An 18,723-nucleotide genomic window follows, 5' to 3' on the forward strand; every position below is an offset into this window, starting at 1 on the left:
GAAACACACGGAGTTTGCCCGTGTGCGGGTAGCACTCACCGTCGTCGCACCCACGGGGTGAGTGCTCCTACCACCGACCCTACGCCAGCGACCGTCCGTACGGTCGTCAGCTCCGTGCTGACTCCTGCCCCGGAAGAGTGACCCGGATGCGGCAACCCCGAGCAGATTCGGCCACGCCGATCCGGCCGCCGTGCAGGTCCACCGCCCACCGGGCGATCGCCAGACCCAGGCCCGTACCGCCGTCCGTCCCCGGACCCGAGGGGCCCGGGCCGCCGCGGTTGAAGCGCTCGAAGACCCGGTAACGCTCCGACTCCGGGATGCCGGGACCCTCGTCCTGCACCTCCAGCTCCAGACCCTCCGGGCCCTCGCCGCGCCGGGCACGCACGGTGACCCGGCCGTGCCGGGGGCTGTGCTTGATCGCGTTGTCGATGAGATTCGCCACCACCTGGTGCAGCCGCTCCGCGTCCGCGTACGCGGTGAGCTCCGGGGGCGAGACGTCGAGGTGCAGATGGACGTCCGTACGGGTGTGGGTGCCCGAGCCGGTCAGTCCGGAGAGCGTGGAGGCGCCGCGGCTCATGTTGGCCTCCTTGAGCACCCCGGACAGATACGGCCAGACCTCGAAGCGCCGGGCGTGCAGCGGCACCACGCCGTTGTCCAGCCGCGACAGGTCGAGGAGGTGCTCGACCAGGCGGCCCAGCCGCTCGGTCTGCTTCAGGGCGGTCCGCATCGTCTCGGGATCGGGCTCGCAGACGCCGTCGACGACGTTCTCCAATACGGCGCGCAGCGCGGCGATCGGCGTGCGCAGCTCGTGCGAGACATTGGCGACCAGCTCCTTGCGGTGGGTGTCCACCGCTTCGAGGTCGGCCGCCATCCGGTTGAAGGCGTTGGCCAGGTCGCCGAACTCGTCGCGACGGGCCGAGCCGACCCGGCGGGTGTAGTCACCGTGCGCCATCGCGCGGGTGACGTCCGTCATCTCGCCGAGCGGGGCGGTCAGGCTGTTCGCCACGAACTGGGTGATCAGCAGCGAGGCGATGATCGAGAAGATCGTGATCACCCGCAGCTCGGTCGCCGAGTGCATGGCGACGAACACCAGCAGTGTGGTGATGATCACCGAGACGCTGACGAGCGCGCCGAGCGCGGCCTTGACCGAGCGGTACGGGTCCAGCGGGCGCAGCGCCTCCCAGACCCGTTTCCCCAGCTCACGGACGGGCGTCTGCCACCACCGGCGTTTCGGCAGCGGCCAGGAACGCAGGCGCCAGGGGCTCATGCCGGCGGGGTCTCCAGGGCGTAGCCGACGCCGTGGACCGTACGGATCCGCTCGGCGCCGATCTTGCGGCGGAGCGCCTTGATGTGGCTGTCGACCGTACGGGTCCCGGAGGCGTCCGCCCAGTCCCACACCTCGGCCAGCAGCTGCTCGCGGGAGAGCACCGCGCGCGGGGTGTTCGCCAGGCAGACCAGCAGGTCGAACTCGGTCGGGGTCAGATGGACGTCGGCCCCGCGGACCCGGACCCGGCGCTGGGCGTGGTCGATCTCCAGCTCACCCAGCCGGAGGATGCCGCTGCGCGGGGTGTGCGCGGCCAGCGCGGCGCGCTCGACCCGGCGGAGCAGGACGTGCACCCGGGCGGCCAGCTCGCGCATGGAGAACGGCTTGGTCATGTAGTCGTCGGCGCCGACGCCGAGGCCGACCAGCATGTCCGTCTCGTCGTCCCGGGCGGTGAGCATCATCACCGGAACGGGGCGCTGGGCCTGGACCCGGCGGCAGACCTCCAGACCGTCGAAGCCCGGCAGCATCACGTCCAGGACCAGCAGGTCGGGCTGCCAGGCCTCGGCGGTGTCCACCGCGGCCGGGCCGTCGGTGGCCGTCTGCACCTGGAAGCCCTCGGCGCGCAGCCTGGCCGCGATGGCTTCGACGATCGTGGGGTCGTCCTCCACCACCAGCACCCGGCGCTGGGCGCCCGGTGTGGCAGCGGCGGCGCCGCCCTGCGTTGTCTGAGTCTGGTCCATCGCCCGCCCCTGCATTCCCTGCGTGGTCGCGTCTTGCTGGGCAGCAGCGTACGGGCATGGTGTGACTGTCGGCTACGCACCCTTCCGAGCGAGGTGGACCACGTCCGGGACTCCTCGGACAACCGGGATCTCTTCCGTACGCACCCCCTGGAAACCGGCATTTCGCAGCGCTTCCTCGAAGGCCGGGGAGGGCTGCGCGGACCAGACGGCGAGCACCCCGCCCGGGGTGAGCCGGTCCCGGCAGGCGGCGAGGCCGGCGGGGGAGTAGAGGCCGTTGTTGTCCTCGGTGACGGTCCAGTCGGGGCCGTTGTCGATGTCGAGGCAGAGGGCGTCGTAGGTGGCGGGACCGCTGTGGGTGACGGGGCCGTCGTCGCCGCGGGGAGGGGCGGTGTCCGTCCGGAGGTGGGCGACGAGGTCGGTGTGCAGGATCTCGCTCCGCGGATCGGCCAGCGCCGCGGCCGAGATCGCGGACAGCGGGCCGGTCCGGTGCCAGTCGATGACCGCGGCCTCGCGTTCGACGACCGTGATCCGGCCCCAGCGCGGCTGCTCGGCCGCCCGGGCCAGCGAGAAGCCGACGCCCAGGCCGCCGATGAGGACGGCGGGCCGCGCCCGGTCGGCCGGCAGCTCGTTCAGCGCGGCGTCGACCAGCAGGCGCTCGGAGCGGCCGTCGGAGGTGTCCATCAGGAAGCAGCCGTTGGCGATGATCTCGTGGATGACGGGCGGGCCGCCCGGGGCCCCGGCCCGTTCCCGCAGGACCACCTCGCCGTACGGGCCCTCGCGGCGGTCGAGCGTGCGCGGGGCCTCGGGGAGCTCGGACGGGGTCTGCGACGGGGTGACGGGAGCAGCCATACGGCCATGGTGGCCAAGAGGGGGCGCGGTGGTCCAACGGCTTGTGGGGGCTCTGGGGGCTGCGGGTGCGAGGGGTGGTTGCGTGCGGCAGGTCGGGGCGCCCGGCAGGTGGTGGCGCCGGGCGCGGCGGTCCGGGAACGGTGGGGCGGGCGGGTGGGGCGGGGGCCGGCGGGATCGAGGGTGTCCCGTGAGGGTTGCCTCATGTGATGCATCTCACTCTCACAGCTTCTTCATGGGTTGAGCGTGCAGGCTGGTCCGCGACGTTGTGCAGGGCGAGCGCACGTGGTGCACGGCGGAGCACTCACGCACGGCCCAGGGACTCCGGGCGTGGCTCGGTGGATGCGGCAGGACGGAAGGGGCCTTGTGACCGTGAGCAGGCTGGGAACCGTCGGGGGAATGCGGGGGGAGCGGACGCCGGGAGGCCGGGCGCCGGGGATGGCGGGCGGCCGGGCGCCGGCCGGGAGGACGGGCGCGGACGGACCGCCCGTCGTCCTGCCGGGCATCCCCCGGCAGCGCACCGGCCGGGAGGTCGCGGCACCCGTGGCCGCGGCGGAGCCCCGGCCCGGTCCCTCACGCGCCCGCCCGCGGCCCTGGCGGCTGCTGCTCGACACCCCTTTCTCCGCCGGCTACGCGCTGCTGCTCGTGGCCACCTCCCTCTTCGCCGAGCACGCCGACCCGACCCTGGTCTCCCAACTGCTCCAGGGCTCCAGCACGGACGTGGTGCACCTCGCGCAGGCCCCGCTGCTGGTGCTGATCGCCAGCGCGTTGTGGGTCGCCGGCGGGCTGACCTCCGGTTACGCCCTCGCCTTCCTCGTCGTACTGCCCACGCTGGAACGGCGGATCGGCGGGCTGCGCACCGCCGCGGTCTTCTTCGGCGGGCATGCGCTGGCCACCCTCGCCACCGAGGTGCCGGTCGCCTTCACCGTCGCCGCCGGCGGGCTGCCGGAGAGCTCGCTGCACCGCCTCGACTACGGCATCAGCTTCGGCGTGATGACCTGCACCGGCGCCCTGGCCGGGGTGCTGCCGGCCTGGCTGCGCTGGCCGCTGCTGGGCGGCGTCGGCTGGCTCGCCGGCACCGCCCTGCTCGCCTACGCCGACCCGATGACGGACTGGGGCCATCTGCTCTCGCTCACCCTGGGCGTGACGAGCTGGCCACTGCTCCGCCGCTGGCGGGCCGTTCGCACCGGCCCCACCCCGCTCCTCGGCGACCTGGGCCACCCGGCCCTGCGGGGCGCGGGCACCATCTGAACCGCGGGGCGTGGGCGCACCCTTGAGCCGCGGGGTGCGGGCACGTCCTGAGCTGCGGGCCCGCCCTCACCACGGGGTGCGGGCACGTCCTGAGCCGTCCGGGGGGGCACGCCCTGAGCCGGCCGGGGGCGGCCACCCTGTAGGGCAGGGTGCCGGCACCGGAACCGACGGCGCGGGCGCCCGCGCCGAACTCGGGGCGTGCGCCCCGCGACGAGCGGAGAGACGAGCGGAGGGACGAACGGAGCTACGCCGTCCGGCGGGGCGCGACCAGGCACCGGCACGCCGTGCGCCTACCGCACCGCCTACCGCGCGGTCCCCCGCCCGCCGTGGGCCAACTACGGCCGTACGGTGGACCGGTAGGTCTGCGCGATGGCGTAGGCGCAGCCGCCCAGCAGGGCGACGCCGGACAGGACGCCGCTGACGAACGGCACCCACACCACGGCACGGGTCGCGGCCATACCGAGACCGGCCACGCCGAGCGCGGTCAGCGCCGTGCCCGGGACGGCGATCGAGCGCCGCTGCCAGACCGCGGCCAGCGCCATGAAGTGCAGGCCGACGATGAGCGCGATCCAGGCCACGGCGGTCTCGTCGGGGGCGCCGGCCGCACGCAGCGCGAGCCGGCCGCCGATCAGCAGCACCGCCTCGGCCGCCACCACGAACCCGAACTTCCCGCGGAACCAGTCCGCCCGGGCAGCCCCGTCCCCGTCCACCACGGCCCGGCCCCGGCGGCCCGCCAGCAGCGCCAGCGCCAGCAGGCCCGCGAAGGTGAGCACCGCGACCACGCGCAGGGTGACGCCGACGGCGGGGCTCAGCGGATCGTGTGCGTTGGCGACCACGAAGACCGTCCCGAACAGTGCACCGATGAACACCCCGGACATCCGCTGCAACATGCCGCGAACCTAGCAGTCCTGACGTTCCGTGCGGACCGTCCGGGCCGGAGCCGAGGGGCTGTTGCGGCGGCGGACCGTCTCCCTGGCCCCTGATTCCTGGCCCCTGGTCCCTGGTCCCTCCGGCTCCCCGCCCCCTACCCCAGCCACATGAGCATCGCGTCCCCCTTCTCCGCCGCCGCGCCGAAGAACGGCCGCAGGAGTGCGTAGTAATCGGTGACGTAGTCCAGTGGTTCCCCCCGGTCCCACACGATCGTCGGGTAGACCTCCGCCTTGGCCAGGTCCTCCGGGCCGACACCGGCCGTCAGGCTCGCCGCGGGTATCTCCGCGAGCGCCTCGGCCGCGGTCCGCACCCGCTCGGGGGTGAGGTAGCGCGGCGGGCCGTAGCCCCAGTCCTCGGCGTCCGGGACGGCTTCCTCGCCGTGCACGACGTCCACCGGGAAGCCCGCGCGGCGCAGCAGGAATCCCAGCGCGTCCCAGCTCTTGTCGACGTCCAGGCAGCGCGCCTTCGCCGGCTCGGGGGCTGCCTGGGCCTCCGCCTCGCGCCGCCGGGCCACGAGCGTGAGCCCCCACTCCGGATCGCCCAGGACACGGGTGAGTTCGGCAGGTGTCACACGTGCGTACTCTCCGATCATGCTCATGTGACCGAGGTTAGGGGCGACCACTGACAACGCGGCTCGGCTCCGCCGGGGGCGCCCACGTACTTGGCTGTCCCGCCGTGGGTGTTGTTCGCCGTTGCTCCCCCACTGCCTGAAGGGCGTGGGAGGTGCCCCCAGCTGCGGGCGGGGTTCGTTGTGGGTGCGGCCTGGGAGAATGGTGGTCCCATTCGGGCGCCGCCGCGTACCGCGCCCGCCGGCCGCAGGAGTATCCGCATCGTGTCCCGAGACCGCACCACCCGTCCGCTTCCCGACGCCGTCGCCCCCGGCGGGCAGACCGCCGACCTGGGCCTGACGCCTGCCGACCGCGGCCTGACGGCCGACTGTGGCAGCTGCTTCGGGCTCTGTTGCGTCGCGCTGCCGTTCGCGCGCTCGGCGGACTTCGCGATCGACAAGGACGCCGGCCGGCCCTGCCCCAACCTCCAGAGCGACTTCCGCTGCGGCATCCACCGCGACCTGCGGGACCGCGGCTTCTCCGGCTGCACGGTCTTCGACTGCTTCGGTGCCGGGCAGAAGGTCTCCCAGGTCACCTTCGGCGGCGAGGACTGGCGGCAGGCGCCCGGTACGGCCCGGCAGATGTTCGACGTCTTCCCCGTCATGCGGCAGCTGCACGAACTCCTCTGGTACCTGTCCGAGGCGCTGACCCTCCCGGCGGCCCGCCCGGCCCACGACGACCTGCGCGCCGCGCTGGAGAAGACCGAGGCCCTTACCCGCGGCAGCGCGGAGGAGCTCGGCGCGCTGGACGTGCCCGCCCACCGGGCCGAGGTCAACGTCCTGCTGCTGCGCACCAGCGAGCTCGTCCGGGCCCAGGTGCCCGGCCGGAAGAAGGAGCGGCGCGGCGCCGACCTGATGGGGGCCCGCCTCAAGGGCGCGCGGCTCCAGGGCGCCAACCTCCGCGGGGCGTACCTGATCGCCGCCGACCTGACCGGGGCGGACCTGCGCCGGGCCGACCTGATCGGCGCCGACCTGCGGGACGCCGACCTCAGCGGCGCCGATCTGACGGGCGCGCTCTTCCTGACCCAGTCCCAACTGAACGCGGCCAAGGGCGACGCCGCCACCAAGCTCCCGTCCGGTCTGGCCCGCCCCGGCCACTGGCGGCCCGCCGCCTGATCGCTCACAGCGAACGCGCGGCGGGGAACATCTCCTCGGCTCCCGACATTGAGTGGGTAAAGCTCAACTTGCTTGCCGAAGGGGAGATCATGGCTTCGACGTCCACACCGCTCACTCTGCCCGTGCTGCCCCTCGATGACGAGGTCGTGCTTCCCGGCATGGTGGTGCCCCTGGACCTGTCCGACGCGGACGTGCGCGCCGCCGTGGAGGCCGCGCAGGCCGCCGCCTCCTCGGGCAACAAACCGCGGGTGCTCCTTGTGCCCCGGGTCGACGGGAACTACGCCGGCATCGGCACGCTCGGGCGGATCGAGCAGGTCGGACGGCTGTCCGACGGCGATCCCGGAGCGCTGATCCGGGGCCTTGGCCGGGTGCGGATCGGGTCCGGCACGACCGGGCCCGGTGCCGCGCTGTGGGTGGAGGGCACCGCAGTGGAGGAGAAGGTCCCTGACCCGCTGCCGGGCGCCGTCACCGAACTCGTCACGGAATACAAGGCGCTGGCCACCAGCTGGCTGCGCAAGCGCGGCGCCTGGCAGGTCGTCGACCGCGTCCAGGGCATCGAGGACGTCGGGACGCTGGCGGACAACTCCGGCTACTCGCCGTTCCTGACCGTCGAGCAGAAGGTACGCCTGCTGGAGACCACCGACCCGGTCGCCCGGCTGAAGCTCGCCACCGAGGCGCTGCGGGACCACCTCGCCGAGCAGGACGTCGCCGAGTCCATCGCCAAGGACGTCCAGGAGGGCGTCGACAAGCAGCAGCGGGAGTTCCTGCTGCGGCGCCAGCTGGAGGCGGTCCGCAAGGAGCTCGCCGAGCTCAACGGCGATCCCGAGGACGAGAGCGACGACTACCGCGCCCGGGTCGAGGCCGCCGATCTGCCCGAGGACGTCCGCAAGGCCGCCCTCAAGGAGGTCGACAAACTGGAGCGGGCCAGCGACCAGAGCCCCGAGGGCTCCTGGATCCGCACCTGGCTCGACACCGTCCTCGAACTGCCGTGGAACGAACGGACCGAGGACGCCTACGACATCGCCGGTGCCAAGGAGGTCCTGGACGCCGACCACGCGGGCCTGGCGGACGTGAAGGAACGGATCACGGAATACCTGGCCGTCCGCAAGCGGCGGGCCGAGCGCGGCCTGGGGCTGGTCGGTGGCCGCCGGGGCGGCGCGGTGCTCGCGCTGGTCGGGCCGCCCGGTGTGGGCAAGACCTCGCTGGGCGAGTCCGTGGCGCGCGCCATGGGCCGCAAGTTCGTCCGGGTCGCGCTCGGCGGCGTCCGGGACGAGGCGGAGATCCGCGGCCACCGCCGTACGTACGTCGGCGCGCTGCCGGGCCGTATCGTCCGGGCGATCAAGGAAGCCGGTTCGATGAATCCGGTCGTCCTGCTCGACGAGATCGACAAGGTGGGCTCCGACTTCCGGGGCGACCCGGCCGCCGCCCTCCTGGAGGTCCTGGACCCGGCACAGAACCACACCTTCCGCGACCACTACCTGGAGGTCGAACTCGACCTGAGCGACGTGGTCTTCCTGGCCACCGCCAACGTCCTGGAAGCCATCCCCGAGCCGCTGCTCGACCGTATGGAGCTGGTCCGGCTCGACGGCTACACCGAGGACGAGAAGGTCGTCATCGCCCGGGACCACCTGCTGCCGCGTCAGCTGGAGCGGGCCGGTCTGGAGGCCGGCGAGGTGACGCTGGAGGAGGACGCGCTGCGCAAGCTGGCGGGCGAGTACACCCGCGAGGCGGGCGTGCGGAATCTGGAGCGGTCGATCGCCCGGCTGCTCCGCAAGATCGCCGCACAGCACGAAATCGGCGAGCGGGAGCTGCCGTTCGGCGTCGGCGCGGACCAGCTGCGCCCGCTGATCGGGCGGCCGCACCACACCCCCGAGTCGGCCCAGGACCCGGCCGAGCGGCGGACTGCCGTGCCGGGCGTGGTGACGGGCCTCGCGGTCACCGGCGCGGGCGGTGACGTCCTCTACGTGGAGGCGTCGCTCGCCGATCCGGAAACCGGGGCCTCCGGTCTGACGCTGACCGGCCAGCTCGGCGACGTGATGAAGGAGTCCGCGCACATCGCGCTGTCGTTCCTGCGCTCGCACGGCGCGGAGCTGGAGCTTCCGGTCGGCGACCTGAAGGAGCGCGGGGTGCATCTGCACGTACCGGCCGGTGCCGTCCCCAAGGACGGGCCGAGCGCGGGCGTGACGATGACGACGGCGCTGGCCTCGCTGCTGTCGGGCCGGCAGGTCCGGCCGGACGTGGCGATGACCGGTGAGGTCTCGCTGACCGGGCGGGTGCTGCCGATCGGCGGCGTCAAGCAGAAGCTGCTCGCGGCGCACCGCGCGGGGATCAGCACCGTGATCATCCCCAAGCGCAACGAGCCGGACCTGGACGACGTGCCCGCCGAGGTCCTGGCGGCCCTGGAGGTCCACCCGGTCTCGGACGTCCGCCAGGTGCTGGAGCTCGCGCTGACCCCGGCCCGCAACGGCGCGGCACCGGAGGTTCCGGTCGCGGCGTGACGGTAACGCGACCGGAGCGGAAGACCCCTCCCGCGGCAGGCGGGAGGGGTCTCGGGGTGCGCGGGCGGGCCGTCCGCCCGCCAGATGGTCGGCGGCCGGCTGCGCGCTAGCCGTTGGCCAGGGCCTGGAGCCGGTCCATCGCCCCGTTGAAGCGGTTGTGGTCACCGACCGTGGGGCCGGTCGAGGTGTACTGCCAGATGGTGTGGAAGCCCCAGCCGGCCGGGAGTTCGCCGACCGAGGAGCCGTAGCGCGGGACCCACAACGGGTTGATCGCGCCGAAGGCGGACGAATTGCCGGTGCACTGCTTCCACCAGCTGGTGGAGGTGTAGATGACCGCGTCCCGGCCGGTGCGCGCCTTGTAGGTGGCGAACCAGTCCTTCATCCAGTTGACCAGGCCGGCCGCGCTGAGCCCGTAACAGGTCGCGCCGTAGGGGTTGTACTCCATGTCCAGCGCGCCGGGCAGCGTCCTGCCGTCCCGGGACCAGCCGCCGCCGTGGTCGACGAAGTAGTTGGCCTGGGCGGCGCCGCTGGAGGTGTTGGGCGTCGCGAAGTGGTAGGAGCCGCGGATCATACCGGCGCTGTAGGAGCCGTTGTACTGCTGCGCGAAGTACGGGTTGGTGTAGCTGGTGGACTCCGTCGCCTTGACGTAGGCGAACCGGACGCCGCTGTTCCAGAGCGTCGACCAGGCGACGTTGCCGTTGTGGCTGCTGACGTCCACGCCTTCGACGGACGACGCGAGCGAGCCCGCCGGCGGGGCGGCGCGGCCGGCCGCGGTGCCCTCGTGCCGGGCGATCTGCGAGCCGGCCCAGTCCTGGCCGGGGTGGCTCGGCTCGGGTGCGCGCCGCACGGCCGTGGCACCGGCCGTGGCGGGCAGCGCCAGGAGCAGGGCGAGGAGGGTGAGGAGGGCCCCGGTCACGGTCGCGAGCGAGCGTGCGGGGCGATGGGGGGAGCCGGATCTGAGCACGGACATACGTGTCTCCGGAGATCTCGGTGTGACCTGAGGGGGGATGCGTGCTGATCTGAGGGGGGTGATCTGCCGGCATGGCGCGGGCGTGGCGGACACGGAGGTGCGGCGTGCGGGACGCGCGGCGGAACCTTTGGCGAACGGCCCGCCGTTTGGTGTGGCCATGCCATAAATGACGATACGCGCGTAGACCGGCGTGACAAAAGAGGGTCCCTGGGCTGCCGTTGGTCTAATCCTGCGAAATACTGGCCGAGCTGCGGCTTCGGCCGACGGGGGCGGAAACTTTCAGACCAGGAAATGCGGGAAGGGGCGCTGACGTGCACAACACCGGGGCCGACGGGATGGCGGCGGACGGCGAGCCGGTGGGTGTGGACCACGTATTCCTCGCCCTGGAGCGCGAATTGGCGGTGTTCCTCCGCCGGGCCCGGGCCTCGTCCGGCGAACTGGCCCGGGAGGTGCACCCCGACCTGGAGCCGTCCGCCTACGGCCTGCTGGTCCGGCTGGCCGACGCCGGCGCGCAGCGTGCCACCGACCTCGCCGGCTTCTTCGGCGTCGGCAAGGCCACGATGAGCCGCCAGCTGCACGCCCTGGAACAGCTGGGCCTGGTCGCCAGGGCGCCGGACCCGGCCGACGGCCGCGCCGTCCTGGTGCGCCTGACCGACGAGGGCCACGAGCGCTTCACCCGCGTCCGCAATGCCCGCCGCGCCCAGTACGCCCGCCGCCTCGCCGCCTGGGACCGCCACGAGGTGGCCGAACTCGCCCGGCTGCTGCACCGCTTGAACGCGGAGCAAGAGGGCGAAGAGGGGTGAAAGCCGCGTCGTGGTACGCCGCGGCCGGGCCCGTCACGGCATGACGAAGACCACCGCGGCGTCGTCCCGGACCTTGCCCCGCGGGTAGGCGGCGCACCCCGGGTCCGCCGCCTCCGCGGCCCGCACCCGGTCGATCAGGGCCTGTGGCCCCTCCTTGGCCACCAGGCCCGCGCAGTCCGCCCAGGAGCCCTCCCCGAAGACCTCGACCCAGCGGCCCGCGCCGTCGCTGAGTGCGGTCAGTGAACGGACCGCGGCCCGTGGCGTGGTGCCGGTGACCGCCCGGGCCGCCACCGCCGGATCCGCGGCCGCCGTGAAGAAGCCGCCCTCCACATTGCGCAGCGCCTCGACGGCACGCCCGTACTCCTGGCCCGCCGCGGCCCGTTCCGCCGACCCGCGGGGCAGCGCCCGTACGACGGCGCCAAGGGCCAGGACCTCGGGCGGCAGTTCGTCCAGCCGCGGGTCCAGCACAGGGCGCACCGACCCGTCGACGTGCTCCAGCAGGAGCACCGAATCGGACAGCACGAGGTGCTCGACGGTGTCCGTGGACCACCTGGCGGCCACCACAGTTGCCTGCGGAGTGCGGGCGTGAGAAAGGTCACAGGTGCCTCGGTGAACGGCGGCGGTCCGGGAGATGGCCGCCGCGAGCGCCTCAGCCAGCGTCATATCCCGGTGTGAAACCGACAGTTCGAGCATTGCGCCGCCGAGCCGCGCGGTGAACCACGGCACCGTGTGACGGCATCCGTAGTCCGCCTCGGGCGGGGTCACGCCGTCCAGCAGCACCAGGACTCCGCCCTGGCCGGAGGCGGGCAGGGCTACCGATGCGTAGTCCTCGTTGGGGCGTTGGGGGTCGCCCGGCTCGGTGGCGAGTGCGATGCGCATGCCGGCAAGTCTGCCGGAGGGTGCGGAATTGGCCGGGTGACCGGGCGCACCGGGTCCCGTGTGGCGTACGGGCAGGTCAGCGCCGTGCGGAAGGTACGGAACCGCGCCTTGGCGGCGTGCGGGCGCGCATCCTGCCAGGACGGCGCGGCATCTCCAAACCCGTCCGGGGGGTGCGCGGGGGTGCGGCGAAAATCGTTGCCGCACGGAAGTTGATGGCCAAACTCCGATTGATGTTCACTCGTTCAGGTGGCCGGGCATGTGATGCCGAGCCACTGCGCGGGGCCGGTGGAATGGTCGTTGCCCGGATCACGGGGGGCCAGGACATTCGTCGCGACGCGCAGAGCCGGACCGTTCCCCCTCGCGGAAGTATGCGCTTGCTGCGGAGTGCGCGCAGGTCCGCCCGCGAGCGGAGAGCGAGCCGGGTCCGCGACGCCATACGGCGTGGGCAGGCGAGACAGGAATGCGAGCAGCGGTGCGGAAGATGCGGCTTCGGGGCGGCGCAGGGAAGCCGGGTTCACCGGCCGGTTCGGTCTCCGGACCGGGTACGGGTTCGGGTCCTGGCAAGAGCTCCGGTTCCGGTAAGGGACCGGGCGCGACCGGCGGTGCGGACCTCGTGGGGCACCGTCCCGCACGGGTGCGCAACCGGCTGGTCGGAGCAGTGGCCGTGGTCGCCGTCGCGGTCCTCGGAGCCGGCGCCCCCGGCCTGCTCGGCACGGCGGACGACGCCGGCAACAGCCAGCACCTGGTCGACCTGGCCGAACTCAACGCCCGCGCCATCGCGCTGGCGCACTCCCTCGCCGACGAGCGCGACGGAATGACCGGTTACGCCGCCGCGGGACGCAACGGCCGTACGGGCACGGGCAACAACGCCGCGGACCCGGGGACGGGCACGGGGGCCGGAAACGGCACGGTCAACGGAACCGGCAGCAGCGCGGGCACCGGCACGGTCAACGGCACCCGCACCGGCGGCGCTACCGGAACCGGCGGCAGGGCAGCAACCGGCGGAACCAGCACGACCGGTGGAAGCGGAACGACCGGTACCACAACGGGCGGAACCGGAACCGGCACCAGCCTCCCCGGCGTCAACGGCACCCGGACGAACACGGCCGCGGCCGGCGCCGCCGTCACCAGCGGGCCCGGTGCCGACAACGCCGCCGTCGCCCGCCCCCAGCGCGCCCGCGTGGACCGGCAGATCGACGACCTGCGCACCGAGGCCCAGGACGCCTCCGGTGACAGCGCGGTCTACGCGACCGCCGCCAAACTGCTCAAGGCCCTCCCGGAAACCCGTCAAAAGGCGCTGGCCCGGACGGAATCGGCCGAGCAGGTCTACCGCGCCTACACCGACATCATCCAGGCACTCGGGGCGATCAGCGACGACATCGCCCGCGGGCTGCCCGCCCGGGCGGACTCCGCGGACGCCGACACCCGGGCGCTGCCCGCGCTCGCCCGCGCCACCGACCAGGCGGCCGGCACCCGTGCCCTGCTGCTCGCCGGGCTCAACGCGGGCGGCAGCCAGCCCACGCTGACCGGTCTCGCCCAGGTCGCGCGGGTCCGTGAGCAGGCCGCGCTGGGCGACTTCCGGGAGACCGCGGGCCAGGGCGCCCGGGACCGCTACGACCGCACCGTCACCGGCACGGACATCAGCACCGCCGAGCGCTATCTGACCCGGCTCACCGACCAGCCGCGCCTGGACGCCGCCGATCTGCGGCTCAGCCGCCAGCGGGTGGAGAACGCCCTCACCACCCGCATCGGGCTGATGCGGGGCGTCGAATCGGCCATGGCCACCGCCGACATCCAGCGCCTCGGCCAACTGCGCGACGACGACGTCACGGAGCTGGAGATCCGCATCGGCCTGGAGGGCCTCTGCCTGCTGCTGGCCGTCGGCGCCGGCATCTGGGCCGCGCGCTCGATGACCCAGCCGCTGGCCGCGCTGCGGATCGGCGCCCGCCGGCTGGCCGCCGACCCGGCGCACGAGGACCCCATCACCTACAAGGGCCGCAACGACGAATTCGCCGCCACCGTACGGTCGGTGAACGCGCTGCACACCCAGGTGGGCGAGCTGTCGCGGCGCACCACCGAACTGGAGGGCGAGCGCAAGCGGCTGATCGGCGGCCGGCAGCGGCTGGTCGCCGAGCGCGAGGTGCTCCAGGAGCAGGGCGAGGCGCTCAAGGAGGAGGTCGCCGACCTCACCGAGCGGCTCAAGGCCGCCCACACCGGCGTACAGGGCCGGTTCGTCAACCTCGCGCTGCGCACCCTCGGCCTGGTGGAGCGCCAGCTCGGCGTCATCGAGGGCCTGGAGGAGACCGAGCAGGACCCGGAGCGGCTGGACACCCTGTTCAAGCTGGACCACTTCGCCGCGCGGATGCGCCGCAACAGCGAGAACCTCCTGGTCCTGGCGGGCGCCGAACAGCACGGCAACAACCACCCCGGCCCGGTCCCGCTGCTGGACGTGCTGCGCGCCGCGGTCAGTGAGATCGAACGCTACGAGCGGGTGCGCATCCAGTCGCTGCCGCCGCACTCCCAGGTCGCCGGGTTCGCCGCGGACGACCTGAGCCACCTGGTCGCCGAACTCCTGGAGAACGCCACCGCGTTCTCGCCGCCGGACGCCCACGTCGAGCTGTCCGGCTGGCTGCTGGAGAGCGGTGAGGTCATGCTCTCGGTCCAGGACGAGGGCATCGGGATGACCGCGGAGCGGATGGCCGAGCTCAACGAGCGGCTGTCGGACGCGGAGGCCGCCTCGGCCGCCGAGAACATCGACGAGGCGCTGGGCCTCGGGCTGTACGTGGTCGTACGGCTGGCTGCCCGGCACGGCATCCGGGTCCAGCTGCGGGACGCGAAGCAGGGCGGGGTCACCGCCGTCATCGTGCTGCCCGGCTCGATCCTGCCGACCCGTCCCGGCCCGGCGTCCTCGCTCTCCGTCCCGCACGACGCGCACGCCCCGGGGCTGCCCGGCTCGGTGGCCGAGGCGAACTCCAACGCCCTGCAGACGCGGGTGCCGCGGGTGGACCCGGCGGCGGGCCGCGGAGCGGTGGAGGCCGCGCCGGCACCGGACCGGGCCGCCGATCCGGCACCCGGCCAGGACGGCCCCGCCGGCAGCCCTGAGGGCGACCCGTTCGTCGCCGCCGCGGAGCGCGCGATCGACGCGGCCGGGATCCCGGCCGGCGGGACCGCCGAGCACACCCGGCCCCGGGAGGACGCGCCGGAGGAACCCGCGCCGGCCGCCGCCCCGGCCGCGGTGGACCCGTACGCCATCGGCCCCGACCAGCACACCCGCGCCGAGGCGGCCACCACGGCCCCGGCCCCGGCGCCCACTTCCGGGGCATCGTCCGACGACGCGGCGCCCGACGGCGCGGCGCCCGCGGGCCCCGAGGAGAAGCAGCGGACCAGCCTGGGGCTGCCCAAGCGCACACCCAGGATCGTGGCGCAGCAGCAGGCACCCACCGCCCCGCGCAAGAGCGGTGCGGCCAACGCCGAGGCGCTGCGGCGCCGGCTCGGCGGATTCCAGCAGGGGGCGCGGACCGGCCGGCGCGACGTGGCGGCCGAGCTCGCGGAAGGCACGACCGAACAGACCGACCGACGACACGACACCGACGGAGCGGGGGCCCCGGAAGAGAGCCACATTGTCGAGGAGGCACGCGAGTGAAGGCGCAAGCGCCCACTGCTTACGGACATGGACTGAGCAGCCAGGCCCGCAATCTCCACTGGTTGCTGAGCAACCTGGTGGAAGAGGTGCCGGGCATCCGCTCGGTCGCGGTGGTCTCCTCCGACGGACTGCTGCTGCTCAGCTCCGACCCTGACCGGGCGGACGAGACGGCCCGCCCCGGCGGAGCCGGCGGGCCCCGCGGGTCCAGCGCGGACCTGGCCACCATCGTGTCCGGCCTCGGCAGCCTCACCCAGGGTGCCGCGAAGCTGATGGACGGCGGGGCCGTCAAGCAGACGATGATCACGATGGACGAGGCCAGCGTGTTCGTGATGTCGATCAGCGACGGTTCGCTGCTCGGCGTGCACGCCGCACCGGACTGCGACATGAACGTCATCGCCTACCACATGGCGCTGTTCGTCGGCCGGGCCGGCCATGTCCTCACCCCCGAACTCCGCACCGAACTCCGCAAGTCGATGGAGAGCGCCCAGTGAGTAAGACTCCCAAACTCCCCGTGCGAGGCGGGGATCGCAAACCCTCGCGCGTACGGCCGTATTCGCTCACCGGCGGCCGCACGCGATTCGGCCACGTGCTGCTCGTCGAGACCTTCGTGGCCGCGCTGGAAGCCCCCGAAGAACGGCGCGAGCTCACCTCCGGCGGCTGGGGCGACCGGGTGATGCCGGAGATGCGGGCGATCGTCGAGCTCTGCCGCCGGATGCGCTCGGTGGCGGAGATCTCCGCCCTCCTCAAGATGCCGCTGGGCGTGGTCCGCGTCCTGCTCAGCGACCTCGCCGACCAGGGAAAGATTCGCGTCTACGGCACCGGGCACGGCACCGGCCGGCCCGACCGCGCGCTGCTCGAAAGGGTGCTGAGTGGACTTCACAGGCTCTGACACGATATCGGCCGGGCCGACGACGACCGCCGGTTCCGTGGGTCAGGGCGGCCCGGTGGCCACGGCCGCCGACGCGGGGCTGCAGAGCTGGCAGACGGACCGGTCGCGGGCGCCGATCGCCACCAAGATCGTGGTGGCCGGCGGCTTCGGTGTCGGCAAGACCACCTTCGTCGGTTCGGTCTCGGAGATCACCCCGCTGCAGACCGAGGCGGTGATGACCCAGGCCAGCGAGGGCACCGACGATCTGACCGCCACCCCGGAGAAGACCACGACCACGGTCGCGATGGACTTCGGGCGGATCACGCTCGACCAGGAACTGGTCCTGTACCTGTTCGGCACGCCCGGGCAGCAGCGGTTCTGGTTCATGTGGGACGACCTGGTGCGCGGCGCGATCGGCGCGATCGTGATGGCCGACACCCGGCGGCTGGAGGACTGCTTCCCGGCGCTCGACTACTTCGAGAGCTGCGGACTGCCCTACATCGTCGCGGTCAACCACTTCGAGGGCACCGACAGTTACGAGGCCGAGGACGTCCGCGAGGCGCTGACCGTACCGGCGGAGGTACCGATCGTGATCATGGACGCGCGCAAGCGGACCACTGTGATCCAGTCGCTGCTCGCCCTGGTCGGCCACGCCCTGGAAGCCGCGCCGGAGTAACGGGCCGGTCCTCCTACGAGCCGGCCCTCGCACAGGCCGGTCCTCCTATGGGCCCGCCCCCGCGGGCCCGCCCCCTGAGGGGACACCCCTCGCACGACCCCACCCCTCACCCGAACATCGCAGTAGCAGAGAAGAGTGCCGCCATGCGGAAAATACTCGTCGTCGGAGCCGGCCAGTCCGGTCTCCAGCTCGCCCTGGGCCTGCAGTCCAAGGGCTACGAGGTCACCCTCATGTCCAACCGCACCGCCGACGAGATCCGCTCCGGCCGGGTCATGTCGACGCAGTGCATGTTCCACACGGCCCTCCAGCACGAGCGCGACCTCGGCATCAACTTCTGGGAGAGCCAGGCCCCGCGCATCGAGGGCCTCGGCGTCTCCGTCGCCGCCCCGGGCAGCCACGAGGGCCCCGACGGCTCCCAGCGCGCCATCGACTGGGTCGGCAAGCTCGACGGCTACGCCCAGTCCGTCGACCAGCGGGTGAAGATGGCCGGCTGGATGGAGACCTTCGCGCAGCGCGGCGGCCAGCTCGTCATCCACGGCGCCGCCGTCTCCGACCTGGACTTCTTCGCGAGCCGCTACGACCTCACGCTGGTCTCGGCCGGCAAGGGCGAGCTGGTCTCCATGTTCGGCCGCGACGCCTCCCGTTCGCCGTACGACGCCCCGCAGCGGGCCCTGGCCGTCTCCTACGTGCACGGCATGGGCCCGCGCCCCGAGCACCCCGACTTCGACGCGGTGCGCTGCAACCTCGTCCCCGGTGTCGGCGAGCTCTTCGTGATGCCGACGCTGACCACCTCCGGCCGGGCCGACATCCTCTTCTGGGAGGGCATCCCCGGCGGCCCGCTGGACGCCTTCGGCAACGTCAAGGACCCCGCCGAGCACCTGGCGGTCACCCTGGACCTGATGAAGACGTTCCTGCCCTGGGAGTACGACCGCTGCACCAAGGTCGAACTGACCGACGCCAACGGCACGCTGGCCGGCCGCTACGCACCCACCGTGCGCAACCCCATCGGCCGGCTGCCCTCCGGCGGCCTGGTCCTCGGCGTCGCCGACGTGGTCGTCGCCAACGACCCGATCACCGGCCAGGGCTCCAACTCGGCCTCCAAGTGCGCCGCTGCCTATCTCGCCTCCATCGTGGAGCGTGGCGACGAGCCGTTCGACGAGGCGTGGATGCGGGCCACGTTCGACCGCTACTGGGACACCGCCCAGCACGTCACCAAGTGGACCAACGCGATGCTGGCCCCGCCGCCGGAGCACGTCCTGAACCTCATCGGCGCGGCCGGCCAGCTCCAGCCCGTCGCCGACCGCTTCGCCAACGGCTTCGACGACCCGTCCGACTTCGAGAACTTCTTCTTCGACCCGGACAAGACGGCGGCGTACCTGGCGTCGCTGGGGTGATCCCCACGTAGTTGTCTGCGGCGCCGTGGTGGTTGCTCGCCGTTGCGCTTTGCGGCGCCCCCGCACGTACTTGGCCGTCCCGCCGCGGGTCGTCTCGCCGTTGCGCGCTTTGCGGCGCCCCGCACGTGGCTGTCTGCGGCGCCGCGGGGCTTGGTCGCCGTTGCGCCTGCGGCGGGCTGGGTTTGTGGTGGGTGCGGTGACGGGCCTCCGGGGCCTTGTTCGTGGACTGCTGTCGCTT

Annotated in this window: 16 protein-coding genes; 9 read left to right on the top strand and 7 right to left on the bottom strand. The window is 73.2% G+C overall.

Going from position 1 to position 18,723, the window contains the following annotated elements:
* Positions 1-106: 106 nt before the first annotated feature.
* The 3 genes from IG62_RS0131985 to IG62_RS0131995 form a co-directional block, all read right to left on the bottom strand.
* Positions 107-1,267, bottom strand: a complete 1,161-nt coding sequence (locus tag IG62_RS0131985) for a HAMP domain-containing sensor histidine kinase (protein WP_051798879.1) — start codon at positions 1,265-1,267, stop codon at positions 107-109.
* Entirely contained in the window at positions 1,264-2,004 is a 741-nt protein-coding gene (locus IG62_RS0131990; RefSeq protein ID WP_030811368.1) for a response regulator transcription factor, read from the bottom strand. Before IG62_RS0131990 ends, IG62_RS0131985 begins: the two co-directional genes overlap by 4 nt.
* Before the next feature lie 72 nt (positions 2,005-2,076).
* Positions 2,077-2,853, bottom strand: a complete 777-nt coding sequence (locus tag IG62_RS0131995; RefSeq protein WP_030811371.1) for a spermidine synthase — start codon at positions 2,851-2,853, stop codon at positions 2,077-2,079.
* Positions 2,854-3,249: 396 nt separating this feature from the next.
* On the opposite strand from IG62_RS0131995, the gene IG62_RS0132000 reads away from it, so the two are divergent.
* Positions 3,250-4,101, top strand: a complete 852-nt coding sequence (locus tag IG62_RS0132000; RefSeq protein WP_420711140.1) for a rhomboid-like protein — start codon at positions 3,250-3,252, stop codon at positions 4,099-4,101.
* Between the two features lie 335 nt (positions 4,102-4,436).
* Here IG62_RS0132000 and IG62_RS0132005 read toward each other — a convergent pair whose 3' ends face one another.
* Both IG62_RS0132005 and IG62_RS0132010 read right to left on the bottom strand, forming a co-directional pair.
* Positions 4,437-4,991, bottom strand: coding sequence for a hypothetical protein (locus IG62_RS0132005; protein ID WP_030811378.1), 555 nt, complete (start codon positions 4,989-4,991; stop codon positions 4,437-4,439).
* Between the two features lie 134 nt (positions 4,992-5,125).
* The gene (locus tag IG62_RS0132010; RefSeq protein WP_030811381.1) at positions 5,126-5,629 is read right to left on the bottom strand and encodes a YfbM family protein; all 504 of its coding nucleotides are present in this window, start codon (positions 5,627-5,629) and stop codon (positions 5,126-5,128) included.
* Positions 5,630-5,929: 300 nt separating this feature from the next.
* Between IG62_RS0132010 and IG62_RS0132015 the strand changes: the two genes are divergently transcribed.
* Positions 5,930-6,754 carry a pentapeptide repeat-containing protein gene (locus IG62_RS0132015; protein WP_051798883.1) on the top strand — a complete coding sequence of 275 codons (825 nt, stop codon included), beginning with the start codon at positions 5,930-5,932 and terminating at the stop codon, positions 6,752-6,754.
* Between the two features lie 89 nt (positions 6,755-6,843).
* Entirely contained in the window at positions 6,844-9,252 is a 2,409-nt protein-coding gene (gene lon, locus IG62_RS0132020; RefSeq protein ID WP_030811388.1) for an endopeptidase La, read from the top strand.
* 106 nt (positions 9,253-9,358) lie between these two features.
* Here lon and IG62_RS0132025 read toward each other — a convergent pair whose 3' ends face one another.
* Positions 9,359-10,222, bottom strand: a complete 864-nt coding sequence (locus tag IG62_RS0132025) for a lysozyme (protein ID WP_030811390.1) — start codon at positions 10,220-10,222, stop codon at positions 9,359-9,361.
* A 311-nt stretch (positions 10,223-10,533) separates the two neighbouring features.
* On the opposite strand from IG62_RS0132025, the gene IG62_RS0132030 reads away from it, so the two are divergent.
* Positions 10,534-11,025, top strand: a complete 492-nt coding sequence (locus tag IG62_RS0132030; RefSeq protein ID WP_030811393.1) for a MarR family transcriptional regulator — start codon at positions 10,534-10,536, stop codon at positions 11,023-11,025.
* Between the two features lie 33 nt (positions 11,026-11,058).
* Here IG62_RS0132030 and IG62_RS0132035 read toward each other — a convergent pair whose 3' ends face one another.
* Positions 11,059-11,904, bottom strand: a complete 846-nt coding sequence (locus tag IG62_RS0132035; RefSeq protein WP_030811396.1) for a protein phosphatase 2C domain-containing protein — start codon at positions 11,902-11,904, stop codon at positions 11,059-11,061.
* A 613-nt stretch (positions 11,905-12,517) separates the two neighbouring features.
* On the opposite strand from IG62_RS0132035, the gene IG62_RS0132040 reads away from it, so the two are divergent.
* The 5 genes from IG62_RS0132040 to IG62_RS0132060 all read left to right on the top strand — a co-directional run bounded on the left by IG62_RS0132040 (position 12,518) and on the right by IG62_RS0132060 (position 18,485).
* On the top strand, positions 12,518-15,547 hold the full coding sequence (locus IG62_RS0132040; RefSeq protein WP_234326830.1) for a nitrate- and nitrite sensing domain-containing protein: 3,030 nt from the start codon (positions 12,518-12,520) through the stop codon (positions 15,545-15,547).
* Entirely contained in the window at positions 15,544-16,038 is a 495-nt protein-coding gene (locus tag IG62_RS0132045; RefSeq protein ID WP_030811402.1) for a roadblock/LC7 domain-containing protein, read from the top strand. Before IG62_RS0132040 ends, IG62_RS0132045 begins: the two co-directional genes overlap by 4 nt.
* On the top strand, positions 16,035-16,436 hold the full coding sequence (locus IG62_RS0132050; RefSeq protein ID WP_030415977.1) for a DUF742 domain-containing protein: 402 nt from the start codon (positions 16,035-16,037) through the stop codon (positions 16,434-16,436). Before IG62_RS0132045 ends, IG62_RS0132050 begins: the two co-directional genes overlap by 4 nt.
* A gap of 37 nt (positions 16,437-16,473) precedes the next feature.
* On the top strand, positions 16,474-17,091 hold the full coding sequence (locus IG62_RS0132055; RefSeq protein ID WP_030811406.1) for a GTP-binding protein: 618 nt from the start codon (positions 16,474-16,476) through the stop codon (positions 17,089-17,091).
* A 143-nt stretch (positions 17,092-17,234) separates the two neighbouring features.
* Positions 17,235-18,485 (top strand): styrene monooxygenase/indole monooxygenase family protein, encoded by a 1,251-nt coding sequence (locus tag IG62_RS0132060; RefSeq protein WP_030811409.1) that lies wholly within the window; start codon positions 17,235-17,237, stop codon positions 18,483-18,485.
* Positions 18,486-18,723 lie beyond the last annotated feature (238 nt).

Origin of the sequence: Streptomyces sp. NRRL S-337 (assembly GCF_000720175.1) — a bacterium.
GTDB lineage: Bacteria > Actinomycetota > Actinomycetes > Streptomycetales > Streptomycetaceae > Streptomyces > Streptomyces siderophoricus.

What these genes read in the sequence shown, in the direction of transcription:
- lon (WP_030811388.1), top strand. Translation starts at nt 6,844, where the DNA reads ATGGCTTCGACGTCCACACCGCTCACTCTGCCCGTGCTGCCCCTCGAT.
- IG62_RS0131985 (WP_051798879.1), bottom strand. Translation starts at nt 1,267, where the DNA reads ATGAGCCCCTGGCGCCTGCGTTCCTGGCCGCTGCCGAAACGCCGGTGG.
- IG62_RS0131995 (WP_030811371.1), bottom strand. Translation starts at nt 2,853, where the DNA reads ATGGCTGCTCCCGTCACCCCGTCGCAGACCCCGTCCGAGCTCCCCGAG.
- IG62_RS0132060 (WP_030811409.1), top strand. Translation starts at nt 17,235, where the DNA reads ATGCGGAAAATACTCGTCGTCGGAGCCGGCCAGTCCGGTCTCCAGCTC.
- IG62_RS0132005 (WP_030811378.1), bottom strand. Translation starts at nt 4,991, where the DNA reads ATGTTGCAGCGGATGTCCGGGGTGTTCATCGGTGCACTGTTCGGGACG.
- IG62_RS0132035 (WP_030811396.1), bottom strand. Translation starts at nt 11,904, where the DNA reads ATGCGCATCGCACTCGCCACCGAGCCGGGCGACCCCCAACGCCCCAAC.
- IG62_RS0132010 (WP_030811381.1), bottom strand. Translation starts at nt 5,629, where the DNA reads ATGAGCATGATCGGAGAGTACGCACGTGTGACACCTGCCGAACTCACC.
- IG62_RS0131990 (WP_030811368.1), bottom strand. Translation starts at nt 2,004, where the DNA reads ATGGACCAGACTCAGACAACGCAGGGCGGCGCCGCCGCTGCCACACCG.
- IG62_RS0132025 (WP_030811390.1), bottom strand. Translation starts at nt 10,222, where the DNA reads ATGTCCGTGCTCAGATCCGGCTCCCCCCATCGCCCCGCACGCTCGCTC.
- IG62_RS0132000 (WP_420711140.1), top strand. Translation starts at nt 3,250, where the DNA reads ATGCGGGGGGAGCGGACGCCGGGAGGCCGGGCGCCGGGGATGGCGGGC.